This window comes from Idiomarina loihiensis L2TR, from assembly GCF_000008465.1.
GTDB lineage: Bacteria > Pseudomonadota > Gammaproteobacteria > Enterobacterales > Alteromonadaceae > Idiomarina > Idiomarina loihiensis.
Genome location: NC_006512.1, coordinates 2,527,410 through 2,553,622 on the forward strand (window position 1 = coordinate 2,527,410; position 26,213 = coordinate 2,553,622).

The following is a 26,213-nucleotide window of genomic DNA, read 5'->3' on the forward strand; positions in this document are numbered from 1 at the left end:
CCTTAAAACGATTTTCTGACAGTGATACCAAAGCGACGCGGTTCACCGTATTGGACGTAAGTTTCCGGCACATACTCCTTACGAGGGTCATTACCAAAGTAAAAACCGCGAGTTTCGTAGTCTTCATCCGTTAAATTACGACCCCATAAGCTAAAGTGCCAATCCTGATAATGATAGTTTAGCGCAAGGTGCAACACTGCCATGCTGTCCGCTTTTTGGTTATGCGAGTCAGAGAAGTAGAACTCGTCTTTCGCGTCGGCCTGAATCACCCACTGGAAGTTCTCGCCTAACCAACCTTCAAAGCCAATATTCAACTGATAATTAGGCGCTTGCGCTTGCTCCCGCCCGGTCATATCGGTGCCGTCTTCGGTAACAAAACCTTCAATTTCGGTTTTTAACCAGCTGGCCGAAGCGAAAACCGCCAACCAATCCGTAAACTGATTGCGAATTTCCGCTTCCAGACCGTAACCTGTGCCTTCAGCGGCGTTCTCAATGTAACCCACAAATGACTGGTCTCGGTTTACCCAGCCCTTGAGCTGCACATCGTCACGCCAATGGTAAAATGCGCTGACTCTTGAGGTTAAACGCCCATCGGCACTGCTGCCTTTTACGCCAAACTCGGTACTCCAGAGCGTTTCCGGAGCAAAGGTTGAGCGGTCTAACAAGTAGTTTTCTAATTCTTCCAGACCCTGATCTTCAGCTTTTCCTAAAGCTTCACCATTAACGCCACCGGCTTTGTATCCGCGCGCCAGAGTCGCGTACAGGTAACTGTCGTCAGACGCCTGATAGCGGACACTGAAATTACCACCCACCATGGTGTCTTCAGGTTCAGCGGTAATACCGCGACTGTCGAGGTAGTCATTGTCGTAACGTTCTACCCGCAAGCCAGTTATAGTACTAACCCGGTCACTCCAATGCTGAGTTAGCTCACCATAAATAGCAACGTGATTGCTATCATAGTCGCTGTTGAAAATGCTTGGCTGGCCTAAGTCCCAGTTAAAATAGTCACGTGTCAGCTGAACCGATTTGTCGTAATAGTACAAACCTAAAACCCATTCGCTATCAATACCAAACAGGCTTTCGGGCTCGTCGGATACCCAGCGAACTTCGGCGGTTTTGTCGTCACGGTCGCGGAAGTACGCGTCAAAAGCTGAGTATTCCCAGCCCGGAGCGATACCTTCATAGGTCCAGTCTTCGTCGTAAGCGTAGCCGGTGTCTGCATCCAGGTAGTTAACAGACATTTCCAGACGGCTGTTGTCAAAACCCAGGTAACTGAGCTGCAAGCGCAATGCCTGACTTTCTAAGCGGTCAAAACCCGGTTCATCGGACAAAGTTTCGCGGGTGTTGTCGAGACTAAACGCATCGTAGCCATTGTCGACATCGTTATAATGCAGAACCGTTTGCAGCAGCCAGTCTTTACTGAGCTCGGTATCCAACTTGAAGCGCGCAGTGAGTTCGTCGCGCTGCTCCGTGTCATCACGCTCAAGGTAAGTGTTTTCAATGTAACCGTCTTGCTGAAACTGGCTGACCGAGAAGCGGGCGTTACCTAACAGCCCTAGGTTTCCGCCCATAGCAAGGCCGCCCATGGCTTCGGAATAGTTGCCTGCTGATAGCTGAAACTGGCCGTTAAAGTCGCTGCTCGGTGCGGTGCTGTCCAGCAACAATAAACCGGCCATAGCGTTCACGCCAAAACGTCCGCTTTGCGGACCGCGAAACACTTCCACGTGATCAATATCGAAAAGCGATGCGGCACTGCCTAATCCGCTGTAATCAATACCATCAATTATCAAACCGACCGAGGGCGTTACAGGATCAACAAACTGAGAGCGCTCGCCAATACCACGAATTTGAATAAACCGAGCCGTGGAAGTGCCACCAGAGAAATTCACGTTGGCCAAACTGTTCAGAGTGTCTTGTAAATGCTGTGAGTGACGCTGTTGCATCGCATCTTTATCAATAATAGAAACGCTGCTGGTGGTTTCATTTAAGGTGCGGCGGTGAAAGTCACCACTCACTTCAATAATTTCAATGTCTTTTGTATCTTGTGTGTCCTCTGCTGCAAAGGCAAAAGCGGGAACACTGGATAACGCCGCGGCAATGCTGGCTGCTAAGTATGAATTGATTATTTTCATGGATCATTTCCTCAAAACAAAGTCAGAAACGATCCGGTAAGGCTGTATTAGACGGGTTTTCTACCATCCCTACGCCAGTATTAACCGGATCAGGTTTTAAGGGTTCGCTAATGCATCTCAGCCGTTGCCGGCACCCCTTGGTAAAGCGGCGTCAGTATAACGCAGCTTGTTAGTTAAACAAATTTACTTTCAGTGCAATTAAATAAAGGACAGAGCGTCGCCGTAAAGGTTTTCTAACGGTACGTCTTTAGCGACAAAGTCGTCGCGAATAACGCGTATCATTTCAAAACGGCCAGCCATGTAAATTTCACACTCAGGCAGACTTTGCTCACGGGCCATAACCGCGTGGTGCACTAAACCAATAGAATAAGCCCAGTTGTTATCCGCGTCTTCGACCACCGGGTGATAATCAAAGTGCTCGTACTGGCTTGCTAAGCGTTCCAGTTCGTCATGCAAATACAGGTCGCTTAAGCTTTTTGCACCCCAGTAAAGTGTCAGAGGCCGCTCTGGCGACACACGTAAATGTTGCTGCAAAATAGAATAGGTATACGAGAAACCGGTGCCACCAGCAATTAACACTGCCGGCTTAGTGTTTTCCTGACGGTAAAACGCAATACCGTCCGGCGCATCAATTTCTAGTTCCCCATCGTCACGCACTTTATCCAACACTTCCATGGCATAGCTGTTGTCCGGCGTAGCGCCAACATGAAGTAACCACTCACTTTTATTGGACGGGCACGACGCAATACTGAACGGTCGCTTATCGCGTTCGCCCATCACCACCATAAGGTACTGGCCTGCTTTAAACTCAACCGGCTGCGGCAATTGTAAACGCACTTCCCACACAGCATCCGCCAACTGGCGCGAAATTTCAGCTTTACAGGTCATTTGTTGACTCATTCACGACTCCATAATATTCAGTTCGTCCCACAGCTCGTCAACACGCTGTTTTACCTCATCGCTCATGACGATTGGTTCGCCCCACTCACGGTCGGTTTCACCCGGCCATTTATTGGTGGCGTCCATTCCCATCTTTGAGCCCAGTCCGGAAACCGGTGAAGCAAAATCAAGGTAATCTATTGGCGTATTTTCGACCAGGGTCGTATCACGTGCCGGATCCATCCGGGTTGTCATAGCCCAGATAACATCTTTCCAGTCACGCGCATTTACGTCGTCGTCACACACAATCACGAACTTGGTGTACATAAACTGACGCAAGAAAGACCAGACACCCATCATCACACGCTTCGCGTGACCCGGGTACTGCTTCTTCATAGTGACTACGGCCAAACGGTACGAACAGCCTTCCGGTGGCAAATAAAAATCGACAATTTCGGGGAATTGTTTTTGCAGCAACGGAATAAAAACTTCATTTAAAGCAACGCCCAGCACCGCAGGTTCGTCCGGTGGACGTCCGGTATAGGTGCTGTGGTAAATAGGATCTTTGCGGTGGGTCACATGAGTCACGGTAAACACCGGAAACTCATCCACTTCGTTATAGTAGCCGGTATGGTCGCCATAAGGCCCTTCTGCCGCCATTTCACCCGGCTCTATGTAACCTTCCAGAATGATTTCAGCGTGCGCAGGTACTTGTAAGTCGTTACTGAGACACTGCGTTACTTCGGTTTTGCTGTCGCGCAACAAACCGGCAAAGGCGTATTCCGACAAGCTATCAGGCACAGGGGTTACCGCACCCAAAATAGTCGCAGGGTCTGCGCCCAAAGCAACTGACACCGGGAACCTTTCGCCCGGATGCTGCTGGCACCATTCCTGGAAATCCAACGCGCCGCCGCGATGCGACAACCAGCGCATAATAAGCTTATTCGGACCCAAGAGTTGCTGGCGATAAATGCCTAAGTTCTGACGTTCTTTATGCGGACCTCGAGTTACCGTAAGACCCCAGGTCACCAAAGGCGCAACGTCGCCCGGCCAGCAGTGCTGAATAGGCAGCTTGGTTAAGTCAACGTCGTCGCCGCTCATAACCACTTGCTGGCACGGTGCCTTTTTAATGCTTTTTGGCGACATACTCAGCACTTTTTTGTACTTAGGCAGTAAATTCAACGCGTCGCGAAAGCCTTTAGGAGGCTCAGGCTCTTTTAAAAAGGCCAGCAATTTGCCCACATCCCGTAAAGCGGTTACTGACTCCTGACCCATGCCTAAAGCCACGCGGTCGGGTGTGCCAAACAAATTAGCCAATACAGGCATATCATGGCCTTTCACGTTTTCAAACAATAAGGCCGGGCCTTGTGCTTTTAACGTACGGTCTGATATTTCGGTAATTTCGAGGTAGGGATCGATCTCTTGTTGGATGCGCTTAAGTTCACCGCGCTCCTCGAGGAGCGCGATAAAGTCACGCAGATCTTGATATTTCATACGCCACTTAACTGTTGCGTTGACGTTTCATCGATTCGAAGAATTCGTCATTGGTTTTGGTCATCTGCAGACGGTCAATCAGGAATTCCATGGCCTCAACTTCGCCCATTGGATGCATGATTTTGCGCAGGATCCACATTTTTTGCAGCTCGTCCGGCGTAGTCAGCAACTCTTCGCGACGCGTACCTGAACGGTTGAAGTCGATGGCAGGGAACACACGGCGTTCAGCCAACTTACGGTTCAGATGCAGCTCCATGTTACCGGTACCTTTAAACTCTTCGTAGATGACTTCATCCATTTTCGAGCCGGTATCAATAAGCGCGGTTGCAATAATGGTTAAACTACCGCCTTCTTCTACATTACGCGCAGCTCCAAAGAAACGCTTAGGTTTGTGCAATGCGTTAGCATCCACACCACCGGTTAACACTTTACCGGAGCTTGGAATAACGGTGTTATAAGCACGGGCAAGGCGAGTAATTGAGTCCAGCAAAATCACTACGTCTTTTTTGTGCTCAACCAGGCGCTTGGCTTTTTCAATAACCATTTCGGCCACCTGAACGTGACGGCTGGCAGGTTCATCAAAGGTTGAAGCAACCACTTCGCCATGTACAAGACGGTGCATTTCGGTGACTTCTTCCGGACGCTCATCAATCAACAGAACAATCAGTTCAGCATCAGGGTGATTCGCCGCAATAGAAGTTGCAATATTCTGCAATAGTAAGGTTTTACCCGCTTTTGGTGGCGCAACAATAAGACCACGCTGGCCTTTACCTATTGGCGCTGATAAGTCCAGTACCCGCGCAGTGATATCTTCTTTACTGCCATTGCCGCGTTCTAAGTGAAAACGCTCTTCCGCGTGTAGCGGCGTTAAGTTTTCAAATAAGATTTTATTGCGGGAGTTTTCAGGCTTGTCGAAGTTAACTTCGCGAATTTTCAGCAGGGCAAAATAACGTTCGCTGTCTTTCGGTGGGCGAATTTTCCCGCCAATTGTGTCACCCGTACGCAGGTTAAAGCGACGAATTTGGCTTGGCGAGACGTAAATGTCGTCCGGGCCAGCCAGGTAAGACGAGTCGGCTGAACGCAAGAAGCCAAAGCCATCCTGCAAAATTTCCAGCACACCGCCGCCGTGAATGTCTTCACCGCTTTTAGCGTGAGCTTTTAAGATAGCAAAAATGATGTCTTGCTTACGTAGGCGGGCCATATTCTCAAGGCCCATTGAGTCCGCGAGCTGAACCAGCTCGTTTACGGGTTTATCTTTAAGTTCTGTTAGATTCATAGGAGGGTTTTCGAGTTATCGATTGAACACAAAGCCTTTTTTAATTTGACTCTAGAAAGTAAAACAATTGGAACATTCGGAATTCGCGAAGTGCGAAACCAGAAACAGACGTTTCATTTAAAAACAGGTTAACCGGTGGAGTTGGTGAACCCGTATGAACAGTTAATGAGCAGAAGTTATCACCAAAAAAGCGATTCGTCCAGTTTTCTCAACAAAAACGGCGCATAACACGCCGTTTTTTGACAATCATTAAATATGCTGGTCTAAAAACTCAGTCAATTGAGCACGTGATAATGCGCCCACTTTCGTTCCGACAACTTCGCCGCCTTTAAACAACAATAACGTTGGAATGCCACGAATATTGTACTTAGGTGGAGTTTGTTCATTATGGTCGACGTTCAGCTTACCAATAACTAATTTATCAGCGTACTCGCTGGCAATGTCATCAAGAATAGGCGCTACCATTTTACATGGTCCACACCACTCAGCCCAAAAGTCGACTAATACGGGTTTATCGGAATTTATGACATCAGCATCAAAACTGTCATCACTTAGCTGAACTATTACGTCACTCATGGTACTCTCCGCTACTTTCTTCGCGTGGAAATATTAGAATAGTATTATTTCTGTTTTTGAATACAAGCGCAAACTGATATGCTTATAACTTATGACTAAAAAACATCTTACAGAAACTCGCTTTGCTGATTTGGCGCTTCACCCCAAAATCCAGCAAGCAATATCCAGTGCCGGATTTGAGTATTGTACTCCAATTCAGGCGTTAAGTCTGCCCGTTGCTCTGTCTAACCGCGATGTTGCTGGTCAGGCTCAGACAGGTACAGGCAAAACCTTGGCATTTCTGCTGGCTACTTTCAACCGCTTAATGCAGAACGAATCGTCCGAAAAAACCGAATCGGGCCCACGCGCGCTGATTATGGCACCGACTCGGGAGCTCGCTATTCAGATAGCTCACGACGCGGATGCCCTCATTGAGCATTGCGGTTTGAAAATGGGCGTAATTTACGGCGGCGAAGGCTACGAAGGTCAAAAAGAACAACTGGCTGCACAACCAGACATACTGGTCGGCACCACGGGTCGTCTTATAGACTTTTATAAGCAGGATCTATTTAGCCTTAAAGATATTGAAGTTGTGGTGCTGGACGAAGCCGACCGCATGTTCGATCTGGGCTTTATTGATGACATTCGTTACCTGTTACAGAAAATGCCGGATCCATCCAAACGTCTGAATCTGCTGTTCTCTGCAACCTTGTCTTATCGTGTGCAGGAACTGGCGTACGAACACATGAATGCACCGACCAAGCTCGAAGTAGAACCGTTACAAAAAACGGCCACACGGGTAACTGAAGAACTGTTTTATCCTTCTAAACCCGAAAAGTTTCCGTTGCTACTGACATTAATAGAAGAAGACTGGCCGGATAAAGCCATTGTTTTCGCCAACACCAAGCACGGTTGCGAGAAAGTGCATGGCTGGCTGGTCGCGAACGAGCACCGTGCGGGTCTGTTAACCGGTGATGTTCCGCAGAAAAAGCGTTTACGCATTTTGGAAGACTTTGCCGAAGGAAAGCTCGACTTTTTAGTTGCTACCGATGTCGCAGCACGTGGTCTGCACATTCCTGAAGTAACCCATGTATATAATTTCGACTTACCGGATGACTGCGAAGACTATGTTCACCGTATAGGCCGCACAGGTCGCGCAGGCGCCAGTGGCGCTGCAATAAGCCTGGCGTGCGAAGAGTACGTATACAACTTACCGGCTATTGAAGACTATATTGGTCACACCATTCCGGTCACCAAATACGATGGCGATGCTTTGCTTTCTGATTTACGACGTCCGCGTCCAATTCAGCGCCGTCGTCGTCATAACTCAGGCGGAGGCAAGGGCAAACCTCGCGGCCGTCGCTCGGGACCTCCGCGCAACGCGTCATAATATGCCAGCCAAAAAGCGCAAACTTGCTGCCATCGACATGGGATCCAACAGTTTTCACCTGTTGATGGCAGAAGTTTCAATGACGGGGTTCTTTCCTAAACCCCGGATTCTTTCCCAGCATAAGCAGAAAGTTCGTTTAGCCGACGGCTTGAACGACAATGACAGCATAGACGACGCTGCCATTTCCCGTGGCATAGATTGCCTTACTCTGTTTGCCGAAGAGCTTAAGCGCTTCCAGCCTTTTGCAGTAAAAGCGGTAGCAACTGCGGCGCTGCGCAAAGCCAGTAATCAGAAAGAACTTCTTGCACGCTTTGAGTCGACATTAGGCTTCCCCATTGAAGTTATTACCGGAGAGAGTGAAGCTGAATTTATTTATGCCGGGGTTTGTAGTGCGTCACAATGCCGGGATAAAGTTCTGGTTATTGATATTGGTGGTGCCAGTACTGAGGTTGTAGCCGGTAATGGAACTCAGGCCAATGTGCTTCATAGTCTGGATATGGGCTGTGTGGTGTTTCAAAACCGTTTCTTTAAAGGTGGAGAAATTAACCCGGATAATGTAGAGCTGGCCATTCAGGCCGCTACCAAACTTATTAGGCCCTACATCGCTGATTATCAGCAGCATGGATGGCTACGAGTTCTTGGCGCCTCAGGTACTTTTCGTGCACTTACTGAAATAGCGGCGGCAGAGAAACAACCGGGGCTTACTCAAATCTGGTTAAGTGAACTGATTCAGCGTTGTATCCGGCAGGGGCAAGTTGAGTGTCTGAATTTTGCCGGATTACGTGATGACCGCCGCACTGTTCTAATGGGCGGAATCACTATACTTTTGGCGGCACTGAAAGCACTTAGTGTGGACGATTTTGAGGTGACTACAGGCGCGTTACGCGAGGGGCTACTCGCGCAACTTGCCAATGAAATAACAGCTTAGCCTTTCTTCGTTGCCAGACGTTCAGCTACCGATTTTGCAAAGTAGGTAAGAATGCCGTCAGCACCTGCCCGCTTGAAACCCAGCAAACTTTCTTCAATAACGTCCTGACCCAGCCAGCCATTTTTAATGGCCGCCTGGAGCATGGCGTATTCACCACTGACCTGGTACGCAAAAGTCGGCACGCCAAAGGTATCTTTTGCACGGCGCACAATGTCTAAATAAGGCATGCCCGGCTTCACCATCACCATGTCAGCGCCCTCCTGAATATCCAGTGCAATTTCCTGCAGAGCTTCGTCTGAATTAGCCGGGTCCATCTGATAGGTCTTTTTGTCAGCTCCCTTCAGATTGCCGGCAGAGCCGACCGCGTCGCGGAATGGGCCGTAAAACGCGCTGGCATATTTAGCCGAATACGCCATAATTTGAGTGTTGATAAAGCCTTCGGCTTCCAGTGCTGAACGAATAGCGCCAATACGCCCGTCCATCATGTCCGACGGAGCCACAACATCTACTCCGGCACGCGCGTGAGACACCGCCTGCTTTACCAGAACCTCAGTGGTAATGTCATTGACTACATACCCGCTGTTATCAAGAATGCCGTCCTGACCATGGATGGTAAAAGGATCCAAAGCAACATCGGTCATTACTCCTAGCTCCGGAAAGTCAGCTTTTATGGCTTTGACTGCACGCTGAGCCAGACCGTTATCGTCATAAGCCGCCTCAGCCATCTCCGACTTAGCCGAAGCAGGAGTCACCGGGAATAAAGCGACCATAGGAATACCTAACTCAACCAACCGAGCGCACTCTTGCAACAACAGGTCAATGCTCACACGGTCAACGCCGGGCATTGAACTGACCTGCTCACGCTGATTCTCACCTTCGAGAACAAACATAGGGTAAATTAAATCGTCCACGCTTAATTGGTTTTCTGCCACCAGCCGGCGGCTAAAGTCATGGCGGCGTAAACGTCTTAGGCGTCTGCCCGGGAAAGCACCCTGATTTGTCATTCTTGACTCCTGATTGATTACTGCACCGCTAATCTGTCACGGCCTTCATGTTTAGCCGCATATAGCGCGTCGTCGGCGGCTTTAAAAAGCTCATCTACATTATCAAAAATACGTACGCTAGTGGAGATCACACCAATACTCAGCGTGATCTTAAGCAAACCAGCATCGGTTTTAAATTCGGTATTACGAACCTTTTCCAGTAACTGACTGGCAAAAGCTTCAGCCTCCTGAAGGTCGGTTTCCGGCAAAATAATGGCAAACTCTTCACCACCATAACGGCAGACAATATCAGCGGCTCGTTTAGCGTGCTGCTGCATCAATTTTGCCAACTGCTGCAGAATCTGGTCTCCGGCAAGATGACCATAGGTATCGTTAACTGGTTTAAAATGGTCGACGTCGACCATCAGTAATGCAAGCGGTAACTCGCGGCGTAATGTGCGCCGCAGTTCACGTTCCAGATGCTGTTGGAAATAACGGCGGTTATACAAACCGGTCAACGGATCTTCCGTATTCTTCTGTTCCAGCTCTGTGTTAACGTCCTGGAGCTCGCGCAGAGCAACTTGTAGCTCGAACGTACGTTCATCAACACTTTCTTCCAGCTCGCGGTTATGACGTTGCTCGGCCTGCAGCCGCTCTTTACGTTGCTCGCTGTAGCGTACGGCCAGAACCCAGGACAACAGCAGAATTTCAATACCTGAACCTATCATAATGGCATGACGCTGAATGAACATGCTGTCGATGATGCCCAGATACCCGAGAGAATTCACAACTACAGAAACGAGCAAGCTACACCAGGCTAAGGTGAAAATGCGGGCGTAAACAAAACCCTTACGCCACATATATACGCCCACAACCAGCAGGAATAAACAACCAGGTACAGCTAAACTCAACAACACATGAATGCTAACTCGATAGTTGGCAAAAATAGCAATTAGCAGACTCAAACCAGCAAGGAATGCCATCACCATTAACCCTCTGCCCCAAGTGTATCGATAACGTTTTAGTTCAAGGAGCTGATAAGCAAACAAGGCAGCGGTCAGAAAGGTTAGACTACCAAATATAGGAATTCCCTTATCCTGCAAATACAGAGAGTCAGGCCATAAATAATGAAAGCCAAGCCCCTCTAATGACAGCATCAATCCGGCAAAAAATAACGTGTAAAGCGAATACACACCAAATTCGGGCTCGCGCGATGCAATAAAACCGAAAAGGTTATAAACCGCCATACAAAGCAGTACGCCAAAGTAAATTCCTTCGGCAATACGACGATTCATTTGTGTCTCAAAAAAACCAACTTCGGTACGCACGGCAATAGGCAAACGCATTGAACTTTGCGTATTGGTCTTGATATAGATTTCACCGCCGATGTCGTTGGGTAAAGGAACCGCAAATTCTGACGTTGGTATTGGACGCTCGTCGAAAGGCAAAGTGTCACCCATTCGATAAGTTCTTACCCCTTCCGGACTCATGATATAAATGGTCAGCTCATCGAGCAAAGGGTAGGCAATATGCAGAATACGGTCGTAAGGCTTAGCCTCGAGTTTAAAGCGAAACCAATATTCATCCGTGGTGTAACCAAAGGAGGCCCGGTCTGTATCCAGCTTACGCCAGTCAGTTGGAGGTAAGCTTTTTGCGGTTTCTAAGTCCAGCTTTTGCTGACTGTTAGTGTATTCAATTGACAGTTCTGACTGGCTCTCAGGAAGTATTTGCGCTGCCGCAGCGGATGCAGAAAAAAGCAGAGCCACTAGAGCTAAAAATAGCCACAGCAGTGCACTTACTCCGGAAGTTTTAGTCACTGTTCTCTCCCAGCCCGAAAAACCGTTCCGTATTAGCATAGGTCAGCTCGGCTAAATGCTTTACCGACACGTCAAGATAATGAGCCAGAGCTTCTCCAACTACTGGTAAAAGCGCAGGCTCATTCATTTTAGGACGCGGCTTCAGCCCCCGCGGTAATAAAAACGGTGCATCCGTTTCAAGTACCAACCTGTTCAGAGGCAAATACGGCAAAGCTGACACCAGTTCCTGGTTACGTCGCTCATCACATACCCAACCGGTAATGCCAAACCAATGGCCTCGCTCGGCATAACGGTTCAGAGCTTCAACGCCACCGGTAAAGCAATGAGTTAAGCAGGGTGTTGAGTCATTACAATACTGGTTTAACAGCTCTATTTGAAGGTCGATTGCATCGCGTTCGTGCAAATACAGCGGAAGGTTTAGCTCATTAGCCAGTTCAACTTGAGCAACGAATACTTCTTCCTGAACATCGCGGGGAGAAAAATTCCGGTTGAAATCCAGACCACATTCGCCAATAGCCACAACATAGGGCAAGCCGGCCAATTCCCGTAACTGCTCTTTGTAATTTGCTGGCGCCTCGCCGGCGTCGTGTGGGTGAATACCCGCGGTCATCACCAACTTATCAGGATACTGATGACACAATTTAGCGGCTTGTTCTGCCTCTTCAATAGAGGTCGATATAATCAGCTGTTTTTGCACATTGGCCTGCTCGGCACGAGCCATAACTCCGTCCAGATCGCTCAACAACCGTTTGTTGGTTAAATTGACACCGGCATCAAACCACATCGTCGTCTTCCTGCGGGGTGGGTGTATACCAACGGCTAACTTGTAAACCTAACTCAAACAACAACCACATAGGTATTGCCAGTAAAGTTTGGGAAATAACATCGGGTGGGGTTAGCAACATACCAATAGCGAACGCACCCACAATAATGTAAGGCCGTTTTTTAGCCAGTGACTCACGGGTACAGGTACCGGTCCAGATCAACAGCATAATGGCAACCGGCGTTTCAAAGGCAATACCAAAAGCAACAAAAATAGCCAGAATAAAGTCCAGATAACGGGAGATGTCGGTGGCAACCGTGACCCCCTCCGGCGCTGCACTGCTGAAAAATGCCATGGCAAGAGGCAGAACCACAAAATAGGCAAAGGCAATACCGGCATAAAACAGCAAAGTACTGGTAGCCAAAAGCGGAATTACTAAGCGCTTCTCGCGACCATACAAGCCCGGCGCTATAAAGCCCCATATTTGCCACAGTAAATAAGGGACGGTAAGAGCCAGAGCCACGACCAAAGTTAATTTAAAAGGGGTAAAGAACGGCGCCGCAACGTCTGTGGCGATCATTTGCGAACCAACCGGCATGTTCATCAGCAGGGGCTGGGCGACAAAATGATAAATATCATTGGCAAAGTAAGCGAGCGCAGCGAACACAACCAGAATAACCAATACCGAGCGTAATAGTCGGCTTCTGAGCTCCAGCAAATGATTTAATAAAGGGGAGTCACTCATTACCTTTACCCACATCGGTTCCGGGTTTTTCTTTGGGTTCGGAATCTGGCTTAGAATAGGGTCGCTGAACCTCTTCTGCCGCACTTCTTAATTCGACTAGCGAGCGTTGCAGTTCCGGACTTAAATTTTCAAGGTCCTGACTCTCAGCTTGTCTCAAATGTTCGTGCAGCTCTTTAATACGCAGTTCATGGTCAAGCTCATTCTGTACTTTTTGAGAGTACTGCTTAATACTCGACAAGGTTCTCTGAAAGCCACGAATAGCCGAAGGCAGGCGCTCGGGACCAAGCACCAGCAAGCCGACTATCGCAATCAGCAATAACTCCCAGAAACCAATATCGAACATTTAAGATTTCCCGGATTTATCCGAATTGGACTTATCGTCATGTTCTTCTTTGTGCTGCAAAGAGTCGTCTTTATCTTTGCTGTCATCTTCGTCGCCCATAGACTTTTTAAAGCCTTTTACCGCATTACCTAAGTCTGAACCCAGGCTACGCAGACGCTTGGTGCCAAACAGCAATACAACAATGACCAACAAGATGAGTAACTGCCAAGGTGATACACCCATGTTATTTCCTACCGTTTAAGTTAAACAAATTCATTATTCTTTGTTTTCGGGCGAGTGCGCCAGGCCATAAGGCCCAGCAGTACAGTGACAATACCCGCTCCAATCGTCACTTCTGAAAGCTCAGTCTGGTTCCAGAGCAGTGTCGTACAAATTAAGCCGCTGCCGGTTAACACAGTCCAGAACAGCGACGTCGATGCTTGTCTTTGTGTTAATAGCTGCTGCTTACGTAACTCTCGCTCGCGCTCATCAATATTATGTTGTTGACGAAGGTTTTCATACAACATCATTGGCATTTCCGGCAGTTTTTCCGCCCAGTACGGCGCGTTCTCTTTTACCGACCGCACAATCGCGCGCCAGCCCAGCTGTTCCTTCATCCAGCGTTCAAGGAAGGGTTTGGCGGTTTTCCATAAATCCAGCTCCGGGTACAACTGACGCCCCAAACCTTCAATGTACAACAGGGTTTTCTGCAGTAATACCAGCTGCGGCTGAACTTCCATCTCAAAGCGTCGCGCCGTATTAAATAAGTTAATCAGCACATGCCCGAATGAAATTTCCGCCAACGGCTTCTCAAAAATAGGTTCACAAACCGTTCTTATGGCAGACTCAAACTCTTCAATATTGGTGTGTTTGGGGACCCAGCCTGAATCAACATGCAGCTCCGCAACTTTGCGGTAATCGCGGTTAAAAAATGCCAAAAAGTTTTCAGCTAAATAACGTTTGTCGTCGCGGTTCAGAGTTCCGACAATACCAAAATCAATACCAATGTAGCGCGGATTCAATGGGTCATCTTTCGCCACAAAAATGTTGCCAGGGTGCATATCGGCATGGAAAAAACTGTCGCGGAATACCTGAGTGAAAAAGACTTCAACGCCCCGCTCAGCCAGTTTTTTCATATCTACGCCGCGGGCTTTCAAGGTGGCAATATCACTCACCGGAATGCCATCAATACGTTCCATTACCATCACGTTGTGGCGGCTGTAGTCGCTGTAAACCACCGGAATGTATAACATGTCGGAGTTTTCAAAGTTGCGCTTCAGCTGTATCGCGTTACCGGCTTCGCGCATTAAGTCCAGCTCATCCAGCAGGGTTTTGCGATACTCTTTAACCACTTCTTTAGGCTTTAAGCGCCGCCCGTCGGGTAAATGGTGCGCAGCTACCGAGGCCAGGGTTTCCATCAATTCTAAATCCGCATTAATGGTCTCGCGGATATCCGGACGAATAACTTTTATAACAATATCCGTTAGCTCACCGTCTCTGGTTTTCAGTTTCCCAGTATGCACCTGAGCGATTGACGCTGAGGCTAAAGGCGTTGTGTCAAAATCTGCAAAACAGTCATGGATGCTCTGCAAGCCTAAGGACTTTTCGATAATACGCTGTGCGGCATGACCATCGAAAGGAGGAACTTTGTCCTGCAGGCGTGCCAGTTCAATTGCAATATCAGGCGGTAATAAGTCGCGGCGGGTTGAGAGCATTTGCCCGAACTTGACCCACACCGGGCCCAGCTCTTCCAGTGCCAGTCTTAAACGCACACCGGCAGGCTTGTCTTTATGCTTATTAGGCAACCAGAAAAAAGCATGGCGGCCTAAACGGATAGTCCAGGGCAACCAACCCGCAGGGATAAGATCATCTAACCCGTAACTCAGTAGTGTTTTGGTGATTTTGTAAAAGCGGCGCGTCCGCATCATTAACCCTTCTTCTCACGACACTGGCGTTCAAGGCGCTCGATTTGAGCCCGCAGCTGTTGTAAATCGGTTTTAAACTGGTCAAATTCAGCTCTTACCGGTAATAATTTCTTCTCTTCGGTCAACACACCATGCACCCAGCGCTGCTGCTGTTGCCAATGTGTTTTTACCTGCTCACGGCTACGTCGCCACAGCTTTCCCAGCCAGTAGGCAGGCGCGTCACCAACGGTTTTCGCGAGCTCAGCTTCCCAGTCAACGTTCAGCGACTTAAACAAGCTAACCACTTGTTGCGCCAGCATGGGGTCACCATCAATATCCAGTAAGTCCGCTTTTATCAGCCGCGTGAGGTTAGCGGTATCCTGCAACTCCGGCAATACACCCATTTCTGTTGCAATACGGCAATCTACTTCGCTGTCATCAGAGGTACTAAGCTGAACACCATGGGCATCGACACTCACAGTGACTTCAAAGGGCAGTTCCTTCAGATGAAAACGCAGGCGCTTACCGTCCAGCCGCCGCAAACGTTCCGCCGATTCCGGGTCACGGTGCAGCACATTGTTTGCTAACTTCTCGACCAACAAGATTGGAATAAGCGGTAATAACGTCATCAGAACTTATACCCTCGGTGCAGTGCAACCACGCCACCAGTCATGTTCTGGTAGTCGACTTTTTCGTAACCAGCTGCTTCCATCATTGACTTCAGTGTTTCCTGGTCCGGGTGCATACGGATAGATTCCGCCAAATACTGATAGCTGTCAGAGTCGTTAGCAACAACCTGCCCCATTTTTGGCAAAATGTTGAACGAATAAAAGTCGTACACCTGATTCAAGGTAGCCGATACCGGCTTAGAAAATTCAAGAATTAATACCCGACCGCCAGGTTTCAGTACCCGCAACATAGAGCGAAGAGCTTTGTCTTTGTCGGTGACATTGCGCAAACCAAAAGCAATGGTAATAACATCAAAGGTATTGTCATCAAACGGAAGTTCTTCCGCGTCAGCCTGCACGTAACGAACATTGCCAATAATGCCTCTGTCACGCAGCTTGTCACGACCCACTTTCAGCATAGCGTCGTTAATATCGGCCAGCACAACTTCGCCCTCAGCACCAACACGGCGTGAGAACTGAGCCGTTAAGTCGCCAGTTCCGCCGGCAATATCCAATACTTTCATACCACGGCGAACACCACTGCAGTCAATGGTATAACGCTTCCATAAACGATGAATACCAAACGACATTAAGTCGTTCATAACATCATATTTTGCCGCTACCGACTGAAAGACATCAGCGACCAGGTTTTTTTTCTGATTACGGGCGACTTTTTGATACCCAAAATCAATGGATTCTTCGTTTTTATCGTTCATTCAACTATCCCGAACTGATTTTGTACTAGTGTACTTGATGATCACACCTGAGCATAGTGGTCACGACGCGGTAACCAACGCTCAATTAGCGCTTCTGCGCTTTGCGGATAATGCTCTAATACGTGCTGAGCAATATTTTGGGCTTCTGGTATTAACGCTTCATCGCGCTCTAAGTCAGCCACTTTTAATTCAGCTAACCCTGTCTGCCGGTGGCCTAGCAATTCACCCGGCCCACGAATTTCCAGATCGCGCTGTGCAATCACAAAACCGTCGTTACTTTCGCGTAAAACGCCCAGCCTCTGCTGTGCAGTTTGCGATAACGGACTGTGATACAGCAGCACGCAATGACTGGCTACAGAGCCCCGGCCAACGCGGCCGCGCAACTGGTGTAACTGAGCTAAGCCCAGCCGTTCCGGGTTTTCAATAATCATGAGCGACGCGTTGGGAACATCCACCCCAACCTCTATGACCGTCGTTGCGACCAATAAGTCAATATCACCCGCTTTAAACGCCTGCATCACCTGTTCTTTCTGCTCATGTTTAAGCCGGCCATGCACCAGGCCAATACTCAAGCCCGGCAATTGCTCCTGCAAGTCATTGGCGGTGTCTTCTGCCGCCTGACATTCAAGTACATCGGACTCTTCAATAAGGGTACAAACCCAATACGCCTGACGGCCTTCAGTGGCACAGACCTCCCGCACACGCTCCACAATTTGTTCCCGACGGGTATCCGGAATGGCAACCGTGGTTACCGGTGTGCGTCCGGGCGGCAATTCATCAATAACTGATGTGGCTAAATCCGCATACGCTGTCATAGCCAAAGTTCGCGGGATGGGTGTTGCAGTCATAATTAACTGGTGAGGATGCACGCCGGCCTGAACGCCTTTTTCGCGTAATTGTAACCGCTGGTGCACACCAAAACGGTGCTGTTCGTCAATAATCACCAATGCCAGGCGCCGATACTCAACATCCGCCTGAAACAACGCGTGGGTACCAACCAGTAAATGAATATCTCCCTGCTTTAACTGTGCCAGCAATTCCCGACGGGACTTACCTTTGGATTTGCCGCTCAACCAAGCGACATTAATACCCAGGGGCATCAGCCACTGGCTAAAAGTAATGGCGTGCTGTTCAGACAAAAGCTCGGTCGGCGCCATTAAAGCCACCTGATATCCAGCTTCAATGGCTGCCAGAGCGCTGAGCGCAGCAACCAGAGTTTTGCCTGAGCCGACATCACCCTGCACCAGTCGCATCATTGGCTGACCTTGCGCCATATCGCTGGTAATTTCTTTCACCACTCTTGTCTGCGCGCCAGTGGGTGAAAACGGCAACTGCTTTAAAAATGCCTCTTGTAACGCACCATTGCCTTTTATGGTAAAGCCCGCCTGAGCCTGTCGAGCCTGGCGTAACTGCAGCAAACTTAACTGGTGAGCAATAAGTTCTTCCGATGCCAGGCGCTGCTGCGCGGGATGCTCGCCTTGCTCCAGCAGTGCCAGGGGAACATCCACCGGCGGCCGGTGCAGAGTCAAAATAGCCTGCTCTAAAGAAAGTTGATGGGGTCTTAAATTTTCAGGCAGCAGTTCAGGTAAAGAGCCGGGCTGAAGGTACGTCAGTGCCTGCTCGATGATCTTGCGCAAAATTCCCTGAGTCACGCCTTCTGTCATGGGGTAGACCGGCGTCAGAGTTTCCTGCATATTCAATGGCTCGCCAGCTTTGACCATTCGGTACTCGGGGTGAACCATCTCCCAGCCGGTCATGCCCCGACGCACTTCGCCAAAGGCTAGTAACTGCGTGCCTTGTGCGAATTGCTTTAGCTGAGCCGCGCTAAATTGAAAAAACCGCAGACTGATACTGCCGGTTTCGTCGCTGGCCTGACAAATCAGCATACGCTTACGACCGTACTTGATATCGGCGTGCCGCACCGTGACCAAAACATTGGTCGCCACACCCGCACGTAAATTTGCAACGTCAGTTACCTGAGTACGATCCTCGTACCGCAACGGCAGATGCAACAGTGCATCACTGACAGAGGCTAAGCCAAGCTTGCGCAGCTTAACCGCAACCTTTTCGCCCACACCTTTAAGTACCGTCAGTGGAATGTGCTGCAGTCCTTTTACCGCCACCTTTGCTCCTTATCTTGCGCGCATCGCCAGCCACCAGGCTTCATCAGCGACAATTTGTCCATTTTCATCCAGCTCCGGGTAAGGCATATTCTTACGTTTACACGCCTTTGCATAAATTGGATGACCACCTTCAAATAACACCCTGTGCCGCTCTTCGGCGCTGATATGTGTTTTATCGTATAAGCCAGCCTGCTCTCGTTGTCGCTGCGCTTCATACAGCATCACCGCGCCAGCAACAGAGACATTCAGTGACTGTACCATGCCTACCATAGGAATCATTACGTGATAATCAGCAATATCCAAAGCTTCATCGGTAACACCATACTTTTCCTGCCCCAACAGAATTGCAGTTGGTTTGGTGTAATCCACTTCACGAAAATCCACCGAGTGTTCCGACAAGTGAGTCACTACAACCTGCATACCCCGACCTTGAGTTGCCTCAAGCGCTTCACCAACCGTTTTATGATTATGGATTTTCACCCAGTTTTGACTGCCCAAAGCTGTACCACCCGACAAACGCGCCTTTTTGGTCAGCCATATGGCGTGCATTTCATGTACACCTATCGCATCTGCTGAGCGAACCACCGCAGACAAGTTATGGTTTTTATGCACGTTCTCCATGACAACGGTAAGGTCTGGCTGACGTTTGTCCAACATTTGGTTAATTCGTTGATATCGTTCAGGACTCATTGCTTTTTTATGAAAATAGGACTAGATATAAGCAGTATACCCGAGAGATTCGGTCAGAACTAACCCTATGCTCCACTCAGGATAATAAGAATAACAATGTCGTACTCCTACATTGCGCGGCAACCTATTTTAACCAGAGACCAAAAAGTTTTTGGTTATGAACTGCTGTTCCGCAACAGTACTGAAAACAGTTTTCCGAATATTGATCCTAACGAGGCCACCTCTAAACTGCTTTTGCAGCAACATTTACTGGGTGACATTCAGACGCTTTGTATGGGAAAGCAGGCATTTATCAATTTTCATGCCCGTACTTTGCTAAATGACTTCCCTTCTTTCCTCAACGCCCGCACAGTGTGGGTAGAGCTACTGGAAACCGTGGGGGTTGATGCGCCTTTATTAGAAGCATGCAGTGCCACTCGCGCCAAAGGTTACCGAATTGCATTGGATGATCATGATTTTGCCGGGCAATGGGAACCTCTCATTCCTATGATCAACATGGTGAAAGTTGATATCCAGGAGCAAGGTTTAGAGCTTGATGAAAAAATTCGCTTCTTTAAAGAAAAGGGCGTTCCACTGCTCGCGGAACGGGTTGAAACCCGGAGCGAGTTCGAGCGTTGCCTGGAGTTAGGCTTTGATTATTTTCAGGGCTTTTTCTTCGAAAAGCCGCAAATAGTCCAGCAGAAATCACTCGCGCCTAACCGCATTAGTATGCTGACATTGTTGTCTGAGGCGCATAAAAAAGAGCTCGACTTAGATACCATACGACAGGCCATTGAGCAGGACTTATCACTCACTTATAGCTTGCTTAAACTGGTCAACAGCGCACTATACGGCGGCCGCAAGAAGATTGAAAACATCCAGCATGCCCTGGTCTATTTGGGGACTACCGAAATTCGCCGTTTTATCACTCTGATTGTTTTAGCTAATGTGTCAGCAGGGCCGCCTGAAGAGTTGACCATTAAATCGGTCACCCGAGCGCGCTTTATGGAATTGGTTACGGTTGAAATTCTTAACGAAAAGCACCGTTCCAGTGCTTTTTTAACAGGCATGCTGTCATTACTGGATATCATTTTGGGCGTATCTATGCAGGAGGTGCTTAGACAGCTTCCGTTGTCTTCAGAAATTACCAAAGCATTGAAAAACCGCGAGGGTGTATGGGGATATCTGCTGCAAATGACCGAGCTTTATGAGCGCGGCGAGTGGGAAGCTCTGGATAAGCACCCGCTAAAACAAAAATTGAACGGCACCGATATTGGCCAGCTTTATATCGATGCCAGCCAATGGTGCCGTTTAGCCCTGTTCTAAATGCCTTAGCTCATCCGTTTACGAGAAACTTCATAGATATCCGTACGACGATCCTTTTTATTGGTCACTGAACCTTCATGGTGCAAATAACGCAGCTCATCCAGATTTAAGTCTGAGAACATTAGCATTTCCGTGTTCGGCGTGGTCTCCGACATGATCGCGTCATGCGGGAAGGCGAAATCCGAAGGAGAGAATACTGCCGACTGCGCATATTGCACATCCAGACTTTCCACTTCAGGCAAGTTGCCCACGCTACCGCAAATCACCACATAACACTCGTTCTCTACCGCACGGGCCTGAGCGCAATGTCGTACACGCAGGTAGGCGTTACGGGTATCGGTCCAGAACGGTACAAACAGAATTTCTAATCCTTCGTCCGCCATTATGCGGCCCAGTTCAGGGAACTCCACGTCATAGCAAATTAAAATGCCAATGCGTCCGGCGTCGGTATCGAACACTTTAACTTCGTTGCCGCCTTCAATGACCCAGTCGCGCTTTTCGTGCGGGGTAATATGCAATTTGTACTGCTCTTCTACCGAGCCATCGCGACGACACAAATACGAGACGTTATAAATACTATCTCCGTCCTGCACCGGCATCGACCCGGTAATAATATTGACGTTATAGCTCACCGCCATTTGCGACATTTCACGCTTAAACAGATCGGTGTACCCAGCCAGAAAACGAATCGCATCCATTTGCTGGCTCTGGTCAGTTAACCCCATTAACGGCGCATTGAAAAACTCCGGGAAGACGGCAAAGTCACTTTGATAACCCGACAGAGCATCAACAAAGTATTCCACCTGCTTCAGTAGTTCTTCTACCGACTCCACCGAGCGCATTTGCCACTGCACCGCTCCTACACGGACGTTCTGAATACGAGTTGTCAGAATATTGTCTGAAGGCTCGTACAGGAAGTTATTCCACTCCAGCAATGTGGCAAAGCCGCGTGACTTTTTATCTTCCGGAAGATACTTACCCAACAGGCGTTTTACGCTAAAGTCATTAGCCAACTGAAAGGTCAGAATCGGGTCATAAATTTCGCGCCGCTGCACTTTGTCCAGATACTGGCTTGGTGTTAGTTCATTTGCATATTTGTGATAATTCACAATACGACCACCGGCCAGAATAGCGCGCAGGTTGGCCTGTCGGCACAGCTCTTTACGTGCATCGTACAAGCGACGCCCCAGACGATAACCGCGATACTCCGGATGAATTAAGACATCCAGCCCATAAAGCGCGTCACCTTTTTTATTGTTAAGAATGGCCTCTCTGTGACCAATTAAATCGTCATAGGCGTGAGGGTTAGAAAACTTGGTGTAGGCCACCTTAACCGTTAAGGCGACACCGACAATGCGGCCATTATCTTCCAGACAAAACTGACCTTCAGAAAAATCTTTTATCAGCTTTTCTATAGTGAACTGGCTCCAGGAGCCGCCTATGTCTGTATAGACAGCATCCATTAATTCTTTTAACTGTTCGTAATCTTCCAGCCGCAAATTTCGTATTTGCAAATGCAGTTCATCGGGGCTCATTATCTTTATCCTGATCTAAAACAACTTTACCGACAGTCTACACGTAATTGGAATAAGGTTGCATCAGGATAATTAGCTGTATAAACTTCTGGACGTCCAAATAAAAACAAGAAGGCTGACACATGACCAATGCTTCGCCACAACCGGCTAGCGCTAAAGCGCTGTTACCTCTGGCTTTATTCTTGATCCTGTTCTTAGGAACCGGATTGTATTTTCAAAGCGAAGGGGTCGAATACGCGTTTTACCAATTACCCAGCCCGGTTGCGATTCTGCCGGCCATAGTCCTTGGTATTTTACTCAGTAAGCAGGCATTTGAAGAGCGCATCGAAACCTTCGTTGGCGGCGTTGGCGACAACAACATTATTACCATGTGTCTCATTTACTTGCTGGCGGGTGCGTTTTCGACGGTGGCAGAGGCAACCGGTGGGGTCGACGCGATGGTGGCACTTGGGCTAAATGTTATTCCGGCTTCTTTCCTGCTGCCCGGGTTGTTTATTATTGCCGGGGTTATCTCTACCGCTATGGGCACCTCTATGGGCACACTGGCGGCGCTGGCTCCGGTGGTTCTGGGCATTGGTGAAGCAACCGATATTAGTTTGCCGCTGCTGGCCGGGGTACTTGTTAGCGGTGCCATGTTTGGCGATAACTTATCCATTATTTCAGACACCACCATTGCCGCGACTCGTACACAGGGCTGCACCATGCGGGACAAATTCCGCGCGAACTTAAAAATTGCCATACCCGCGGCTATCTTTACCGTAATTTGGTTAGTCACTTACGACACCAGCCAGGTGCCTTTAGAAATTCCGGAAGCTAACTTATGGCTATCATTACCTTATTTCATCATTATTGTTTTAGCGGTTATGGGGCTTAATGTTTTTGCCGTACTCGGGCTTGGCATTGTATTAGCAGCCGCTTTTGGCATGTTCACTGTCGACTACGAATGGGTGGCTTTTAGTCAGGATATCTACGAAGGTTTTGGCAGTATGCAGGAAATCTTCCTGCTGTCGCTGCTCATTGGTGGCTTATCGGCGTTAATTCGTCAGCAAGGGGGACTCGCCTTCTTAGCGGGCTTTGTCGAAAGCGCAGCAAATAAGGTCAGTAAACACAAGCAGCGGGCATCGGCTATTGGTGTGGCCGCCCTGACAGCTCTGACAAATTTATGCGTCGCCAACAACACCGTCAGCATCTTATTGGCCGGAGAAGTTAGTAAACGCCTGGCCAAAGTGGGGAATTTAGCGCCGCGCCAAAGCGCCAGCTTATTGGATATTTTTGCCTGCGTCGTGCAAGGAGCTTTGCCTTACGGAGCACAGGCATTATTGATGGGAGCCAGCTTTAAAATCTCGCCGCTATCGGTCAGTCTGCATACGGGGTATTGCTTTATTCTGGCAGCCGTGGCTATTGCTATTATCATCTGGCGCCGCCCTCTGGAAGACAGAGAGCCAACACCGGAATCAGCTTAGTTAATAGGTACTGGGCAGCTCCATAATACCGTCAATTTCAATCTGCGCGCCTTTCGGCAACTGCTTTACGCCGATAGCCGCGCGAGCCGGATACGGTTCTCTGAAATGCTTCGCCATGACTTCATTTACAATGGCAAACTGCCCCAGATCGGTCAGGTAAATCTGTACCTTTATCATGTCCTGCAGTTCGCCGCCGGATGCCTCACAAACAGCCGTCAGGTTTTTAAACACCTGCTCGGCCTGGGCCGTGAAGTCTTCGCTAACGAGCTCCATACTTTCAGGAACCAGAGGAATTTGTCCGGAAAGGTATACTGTCGTACCAATTTTTACCGCCTGCGAATAAGTGCCGATAGCTGCTGGCGCTTTATCCGTTGAAATAATCACTTTAGACATATTACTTCCTTAAGCGCGTCACGCGCTGAACATCCGGCATCTTGCGAATATGACGGATCACATCCGCTAAATGCTTACGGTTTTTTATCGTTAAAGCCACATCAATGAAATAAATGTTGGCATCAATTTCTTCGGTCTGCAGACCATCAATATTGCAGCCCGTGGTTGCAATAGCCGATGTTAACTTAGCCAGCACGCCCTGATTATTGACAATTTCAATGCGAATTTCAGAAATAAACTCGGCTTCGGGTTTGTTATCCCACTCAACCGGGAAGTAACGCCCCGGGTCATCTTCATGGCCACGAACGTTTTTACACTCACGACGATGAATAACCAAACCTTTACCCGGACTCACATGGGCAATGATATCGTCGCCCGGAATGGGGCGACAGCATTTGGCAAAACTGACCAGCAGGCCTTCGGCGCCTTTAATCGAGAGGCTTTTTTGTGATGCGTTGTCATCTTTTATCGGTTGTAAGTCGCCTAAAAGCCGCTTCGCAATGGCCACCGACATCATATTGCCCAGCCCAATTTGTTTCAGCAAATTCTCACGGCTATCAATTTTTGTTTCCTGCAATACCCGCTTAAATTCCGCCTCTGGAATTTCGTCGTAACTGACCTGCCCGAGTGCTGAGCGAAGTAAGCGCTCACCCAACTGTTGCGCTTCGTCAGCTTCCTGACTTTTCAGGTACTGGCGAATTTTAGCCCGGGCTTTACCGGTTACCACAAAGTTTAACCAGGCAATATTCGGCCGCGAGTTAGGTGCTGTTTTTATCTCAACCGTTTGCCCGGTTTCCAGCGGTTTACTCAACGAATAAGTACGATGGTTAACTCTCGCACCAATACAGGTGTTACCAACGTCGGTGTGCACAGCGTAGGCAAAATCTACCGCGGTAGCGCCCTGAGGTAATTCGGTAATTCGGCCATCGGGACTGAACACATATATTTCATCGGGGAATAAGTCAGACTTTACGCTTTCAATGAATTCAAACGAGTTGCCAGCGCTTTGTTGTAACTCTAACAAGCTTTGCATCCACTTACGCGCGCGCACCTGAGCCGTGGTGCTGGAATCGTCCGATTGTTTATACATCCAATGCGCGGCGACACCGCGGTCGGCCATCAGATCCATCTCTTCGGTACGAATCTGAATTTCTACCGGCACCCCGTGAGGGCCTTTCAAGGAGGTATGCAAAGACTGATAACCGTTCGACTTTGGAATAGCAATGTAGTCTTTAAACCGCGTTTCAATAGGCTTATACAAATTGTGCAGCGCCCCAAGAACCCGGTAACAAGTATCGACACTGTCCACAATGACGCGGAAAGCGTATATGTCCATGACCTGTTCAAACTTCACTTCTTTGGCCTGCATTTTCCGGTAAATGCTGTGCAGATGCTTTTCACGGCCAGACACCCGTGCCTGAATATTGTTACCGTCCAGGCGCGAACTGATTTCACTTTGCACTCGCTCGGTAAACTCGCGACGGTTACCGCGGGCACGTTTTACTTCTGACTCAAGCAATTTTCCACGCCAGGGGTACAGCGCCCAGAAGCCCAGTTGCTCCAGCTCATTTTTAATATCGTGCATACCCAGGCGGTGCGCTAAAGGTGCATAAATTTCTAAGGTTTCACGGGCAATACGGCGGCGTTTGTCGGGGCGCAAATGCTGAATGGTGCGCATGTTATGGGTGCGGTCAGCCAGTTTAATCAGAATAACCCGGATATCCTGCACCATCGCCATAATCATCTTGCGGTAGTTTTCGGCCTGGGCTTCTTCTTTGGAGTTGAACTGCAACTTATCCAGTTTAGACACGCCCTCTACTAAACTGGCAACAGTTGCCCCAAAACGCTCGGCCAGATCTTCCCGGCTGGTTTCAGTATCTTCAATAACGTCATGGAGTAAAGCCGCCATTAAGGTTTCGCAATCCAGCCTCATGTCAGCAAGCAGGCTTGCAACCGCAACCGGGTGCGTAATGTAAGGCTCGCCGCTGCTGCGTTTTTGCGAACTGTGGGCTTCGTTTGCTACAACAAAGGCATCACGAATACGTTCCACCTGCTCGGACGGAAGATACTCACTAACCTGAGCCTTTAAGCCTTCAAATAAGTACACCAGTTAACTCCCCGGGTAATACCGG

23 protein-coding genes and 1 riboswitch are annotated in these 26,213 nt (G+C 48.8%); of the genes, 4 read left to right on the plus strand and 19 right to left on the minus strand.

Going from position 1 to position 26,213, the window contains the following annotated elements:
• Positions 1–2: 2 nt before the first annotated feature.
• From IL_RS12110 to trxA, 5 genes are all read right to left on the minus strand, one after another.
• The gene (locus IL_RS12110; protein WP_011235584.1) at positions 3–2,132 is read right to left on the minus strand and encodes a TonB-dependent receptor; all 2,130 of its coding nucleotides are present in this window, start codon (positions 2,130–2,132) and stop codon (positions 3–5) included.
• A 49-nt stretch (positions 2,133–2,181) separates the two neighbouring features.
• Positions 2,182–2,280, minus strand: a riboswitch (TPP riboswitch).
• A gap of 50 nt (positions 2,281–2,330) precedes the next feature.
• Complete coding sequence (fre, locus tag IL_RS12115; protein ID WP_011235585.1) at positions 2,331–3,032, minus strand: NAD(P)H-flavin reductase; 702 nt, start codon at positions 3,030–3,032, stop codon at positions 2,331–2,333.
• Positions 3,033–4,505: a 4-hydroxy-3-polyprenylbenzoate decarboxylase gene (ubiD, locus tag IL_RS12120; protein ID WP_011235586.1), complete on the minus strand. Its 1,473-nt coding sequence runs from the start codon at positions 4,503–4,505 to the stop codon at positions 3,033–3,035.
• A gap of 7 nt (positions 4,506–4,512) precedes the next feature.
• On the minus strand, positions 4,513–5,781 hold the full coding sequence (gene rho, locus IL_RS12125; protein WP_011235587.1) for a transcription termination factor Rho: 1,269 nt from the start codon (positions 5,779–5,781) through the stop codon (positions 4,513–4,515).
• A 249-nt stretch (positions 5,782–6,030) separates the two neighbouring features.
• A complete protein-coding gene (gene trxA, locus IL_RS12130) occupies positions 6,031–6,357 on the minus strand; it encodes a thioredoxin TrxA (protein ID WP_011235588.1) in 327 nt (108 codons plus the stop codon).
• 91 nt (positions 6,358–6,448) lie between these two features.
• Between trxA and rhlB the strand changes: the two genes are divergently transcribed.
• Together rhlB and IL_RS12140 are read left to right on the plus strand one after the other, a co-directional pair.
• Positions 6,449–7,726 (plus strand): ATP-dependent RNA helicase RhlB, encoded by a 1,278-nt coding sequence (gene rhlB / locus IL_RS12135; protein ID WP_011235589.1) that lies wholly within the window; start codon positions 6,449–6,451, stop codon positions 7,724–7,726.
• A gap of 1 nt (position 7,727) precedes the next feature.
• Positions 7,728–8,654 (plus strand): Ppx/GppA family phosphatase, encoded by a 927-nt coding sequence (locus IL_RS12140; protein WP_011235590.1) that lies wholly within the window; start codon positions 7,728–7,730, stop codon positions 8,652–8,654.
• On the opposite strand, the gene hemB is transcribed toward IL_RS12140, so the two are convergent.
• Genes hemB through trmH form a run of 11 tightly spaced genes read right to left on the minus strand, consistent with a single transcriptional unit; the run spans position 8,651 to position 19,385 of the window.
• The gene (hemB, locus tag IL_RS12145; RefSeq protein ID WP_011235591.1) at positions 8,651–9,658 is read right to left on the minus strand and encodes a porphobilinogen synthase; all 1,008 of its coding nucleotides are present in this window, start codon (positions 9,656–9,658) and stop codon (positions 8,651–8,653) included. The genes IL_RS12140 and hemB overlap by 4 nt on opposite strands.
• Before the next feature lie 17 nt (positions 9,659–9,675).
• Entirely contained in the window at positions 9,676–11,454 is a 1,779-nt protein-coding gene (locus IL_RS12150; protein ID WP_011235592.1) for a sensor domain-containing diguanylate cyclase, read from the minus strand.
• Positions 11,447–12,238: a TatD family hydrolase gene (locus IL_RS12155; protein ID WP_011235593.1), complete on the minus strand. Its 792-nt coding sequence runs from the start codon at positions 12,236–12,238 to the stop codon at positions 11,447–11,449. Before IL_RS12155 ends, IL_RS12150 begins: the two co-directional genes overlap by 8 nt.
• Positions 12,228–12,962 carry a twin-arginine translocase subunit TatC gene (tatC, locus tag IL_RS12160; RefSeq protein WP_011235594.1) on the minus strand — a complete coding sequence of 245 codons (735 nt, stop codon included), beginning with the start codon at positions 12,960–12,962 and terminating at the stop codon, positions 12,228–12,230. Before tatC ends, IL_RS12155 begins: the two co-directional genes overlap by 11 nt.
• Positions 12,955–13,305 (minus strand): Sec-independent protein translocase protein TatB, encoded by a 351-nt coding sequence (gene tatB / locus IL_RS12165; RefSeq protein WP_011235595.1) that lies wholly within the window; start codon positions 13,303–13,305, stop codon positions 12,955–12,957. Before tatB ends, tatC begins: the two co-directional genes overlap by 8 nt.
• Positions 13,306–13,527 carry a twin-arginine translocase TatA/TatE family subunit gene (tatA, locus tag IL_RS12170; protein WP_011235596.1) on the minus strand — a complete coding sequence of 74 codons (222 nt, stop codon included), beginning with the start codon at positions 13,525–13,527 and terminating at the stop codon, positions 13,306–13,308.
• A gap of 20 nt (positions 13,528–13,547) precedes the next feature.
• Positions 13,548–15,209 (minus strand): ubiquinone biosynthesis regulatory protein kinase UbiB, encoded by a 1,662-nt coding sequence (ubiB, locus tag IL_RS12175; RefSeq protein WP_193330469.1) that lies wholly within the window; start codon positions 15,207–15,209, stop codon positions 13,548–13,550.
• A 2-nt stretch (positions 15,210–15,211) separates the two neighbouring features.
• Complete coding sequence (locus tag IL_RS12180; protein ID WP_011235598.1) at positions 15,212–15,817, minus strand: ubiquinone biosynthesis accessory factor UbiJ; 606 nt, start codon at positions 15,815–15,817, stop codon at positions 15,212–15,214.
• The gene (gene ubiE, locus IL_RS12185) at positions 15,817–16,572 is read right to left on the minus strand and encodes a bifunctional demethylmenaquinone methyltransferase/2-methoxy-6-polyprenyl-1,4-benzoquinol methylase UbiE (protein WP_011235599.1); all 756 of its coding nucleotides are present in this window, start codon (positions 16,570–16,572) and stop codon (positions 15,817–15,819) included. Before ubiE ends, IL_RS12180 begins: the two co-directional genes overlap by 1 nt.
• 41 nt (positions 16,573–16,613) lie before the next feature.
• Positions 16,614–18,695 (minus strand): ATP-dependent DNA helicase RecG, encoded by a 2,082-nt coding sequence (recG, locus tag IL_RS12190; protein ID WP_011235600.1) that lies wholly within the window; start codon positions 18,693–18,695, stop codon positions 16,614–16,616.
• Positions 18,696–18,704: 9 nt separating this feature from the next.
• A complete protein-coding gene (gene trmH / locus IL_RS12195) occupies positions 18,705–19,385 on the minus strand; it encodes a tRNA (guanosine(18)-2'-O)-methyltransferase TrmH (protein ID WP_011235601.1) in 681 nt (226 codons plus the stop codon).
• A gap of 96 nt (positions 19,386–19,481) precedes the next feature.
• Here trmH and IL_RS12200 point away from each other — a divergent pair, with 96 nt between their 5' ends.
• On the plus strand, positions 19,482–20,690 hold the full coding sequence (locus IL_RS12200) for an EAL and HDOD domain-containing protein (RefSeq protein WP_011235602.1): 1,209 nt from the start codon (positions 19,482–19,484) through the stop codon (positions 20,688–20,690).
• Between the two features lie 5 nt (positions 20,691–20,695).
• On the opposite strand, the gene IL_RS12205 is transcribed toward IL_RS12200, so the two are convergent.
• Entirely contained in the window at positions 20,696–22,225 is a 1,530-nt protein-coding gene (locus tag IL_RS12205; protein WP_011235603.1) for a bifunctional GNAT family N-acetyltransferase/carbon-nitrogen hydrolase family protein, read from the minus strand.
• Between the two features lie 122 nt (positions 22,226–22,347).
• On the opposite strand from IL_RS12205, the gene IL_RS12210 reads away from it, so the two are divergent.
• On the plus strand, positions 22,348–23,688 hold the full coding sequence (locus IL_RS12210; RefSeq protein ID WP_011235604.1) for a Na+/H+ antiporter NhaC family protein: 1,341 nt from the start codon (positions 22,348–22,350) through the stop codon (positions 23,686–23,688).
• Here IL_RS12210 and IL_RS12215 read toward each other — a convergent pair whose 3' ends face one another.
• Both IL_RS12215 and spoT read right to left on the minus strand, forming a co-directional pair.
• Positions 23,689–24,081 carry a RidA family protein gene (locus IL_RS12215; protein ID WP_011235605.1) on the minus strand — a complete coding sequence of 131 codons (393 nt, stop codon included), beginning with the start codon at positions 24,079–24,081 and terminating at the stop codon, positions 23,689–23,691.
• A gap of 1 nt (position 24,082) precedes the next feature.
• Positions 24,083–26,188 (minus strand): bifunctional GTP diphosphokinase/guanosine-3',5'-bis pyrophosphate 3'-pyrophosphohydrolase, encoded by a 2,106-nt coding sequence (gene spoT / locus IL_RS12220; RefSeq protein ID WP_011235606.1) that lies wholly within the window; start codon positions 26,186–26,188, stop codon positions 24,083–24,085.
• Positions 26,189–26,213: the final 25 nt, after the last annotated feature.

What these genes read in the sequence shown, in the direction of transcription:
- IL_RS12110 (WP_011235584.1), bottom strand. Translation starts at nt 2,132, where the DNA reads ATGAAAATAATCAATTCATACTTAGCAGCCAGCATTGCCGCGGCGTTA.
- fre (WP_011235585.1), bottom strand. Translation starts at nt 3,032, where the DNA reads ATGAGTCAACAAATGACCTGTAAAGCTGAAATTTCGCGCCAGTTGGCG.
- ubiD (WP_011235586.1), bottom strand. Translation starts at nt 4,505, where the DNA reads ATGAAATATCAAGATCTGCGTGACTTTATCGCGCTCCTCGAGGAGCGC.
- rho (WP_011235587.1), bottom strand. Translation starts at nt 5,781, where the DNA reads ATGAATCTAACAGAACTTAAAGATAAACCCGTAAACGAGCTGGTTCAG.
- trxA (WP_011235588.1), bottom strand. Translation starts at nt 6,357, where the DNA reads ATGAGTGACGTAATAGTTCAGCTAAGTGATGACAGTTTTGATGCTGAT.
- rhlB (WP_011235589.1), top strand. Translation starts at nt 6,449, where the DNA reads ATGACTAAAAAACATCTTACAGAAACTCGCTTTGCTGATTTGGCGCTT.
- IL_RS12140 (WP_011235590.1), top strand. Translation starts at nt 7,728, where the DNA reads ATGCCAGCCAAAAAGCGCAAACTTGCTGCCATCGACATGGGATCCAAC.
- hemB (WP_011235591.1), bottom strand. Translation starts at nt 9,658, where the DNA reads ATGACAAATCAGGGTGCTTTCCCGGGCAGACGCCTAAGACGTTTACGC.
- IL_RS12155 (WP_011235593.1), bottom strand. Translation starts at nt 12,238, where the DNA reads ATGTGGTTTGATGCCGGTGTCAATTTAACCAACAAACGGTTGTTGAGC.
- tatC (WP_011235594.1), bottom strand. Translation starts at nt 12,962, where the DNA reads ATGAGTGACTCCCCTTTATTAAATCATTTGCTGGAGCTCAGAAGCCGA.
- tatB (WP_011235595.1), bottom strand. Translation starts at nt 13,305, where the DNA reads ATGTTCGATATTGGTTTCTGGGAGTTATTGCTGATTGCGATAGTCGGC.
- tatA (WP_011235596.1), bottom strand. Translation starts at nt 13,527, where the DNA reads ATGGGTGTATCACCTTGGCAGTTACTCATCTTGTTGGTCATTGTTGTA.
- ubiB (WP_193330469.1), bottom strand. Translation starts at nt 15,209, where the DNA reads ATGCGGACGCGCCGCTTTTACAAAATCACCAAAACACTACTGAGTTAC.
- IL_RS12180 (WP_011235598.1), bottom strand. Translation starts at nt 15,817, where the DNA reads ATGACGTTATTACCGCTTATTCCAATCTTGTTGGTCGAGAAGTTAGCA.
- ubiE (WP_011235599.1), bottom strand. Translation starts at nt 16,572, where the DNA reads ATGAACGATAAAAACGAAGAATCCATTGATTTTGGGTATCAAAAAGTC.
- trmH (WP_011235601.1), bottom strand. Translation starts at nt 19,385, where the DNA reads ATGAGTCCTGAACGATATCAACGAATTAACCAAATGTTGGACAAACGT.
- IL_RS12200 (WP_011235602.1), top strand. Translation starts at nt 19,482, where the DNA reads ATGTCGTACTCCTACATTGCGCGGCAACCTATTTTAACCAGAGACCAA.
- IL_RS12205 (WP_011235603.1), bottom strand. Translation starts at nt 22,225, where the DNA reads ATGAGCCCCGATGAACTGCATTTGCAAATACGAAATTTGCGGCTGGAA.
- IL_RS12210 (WP_011235604.1), top strand. Translation starts at nt 22,348, where the DNA reads ATGACCAATGCTTCGCCACAACCGGCTAGCGCTAAAGCGCTGTTACCT.
- IL_RS12215 (WP_011235605.1), bottom strand. Translation starts at nt 24,081, where the DNA reads ATGTCTAAAGTGATTATTTCAACGGATAAAGCGCCAGCAGCTATCGGC.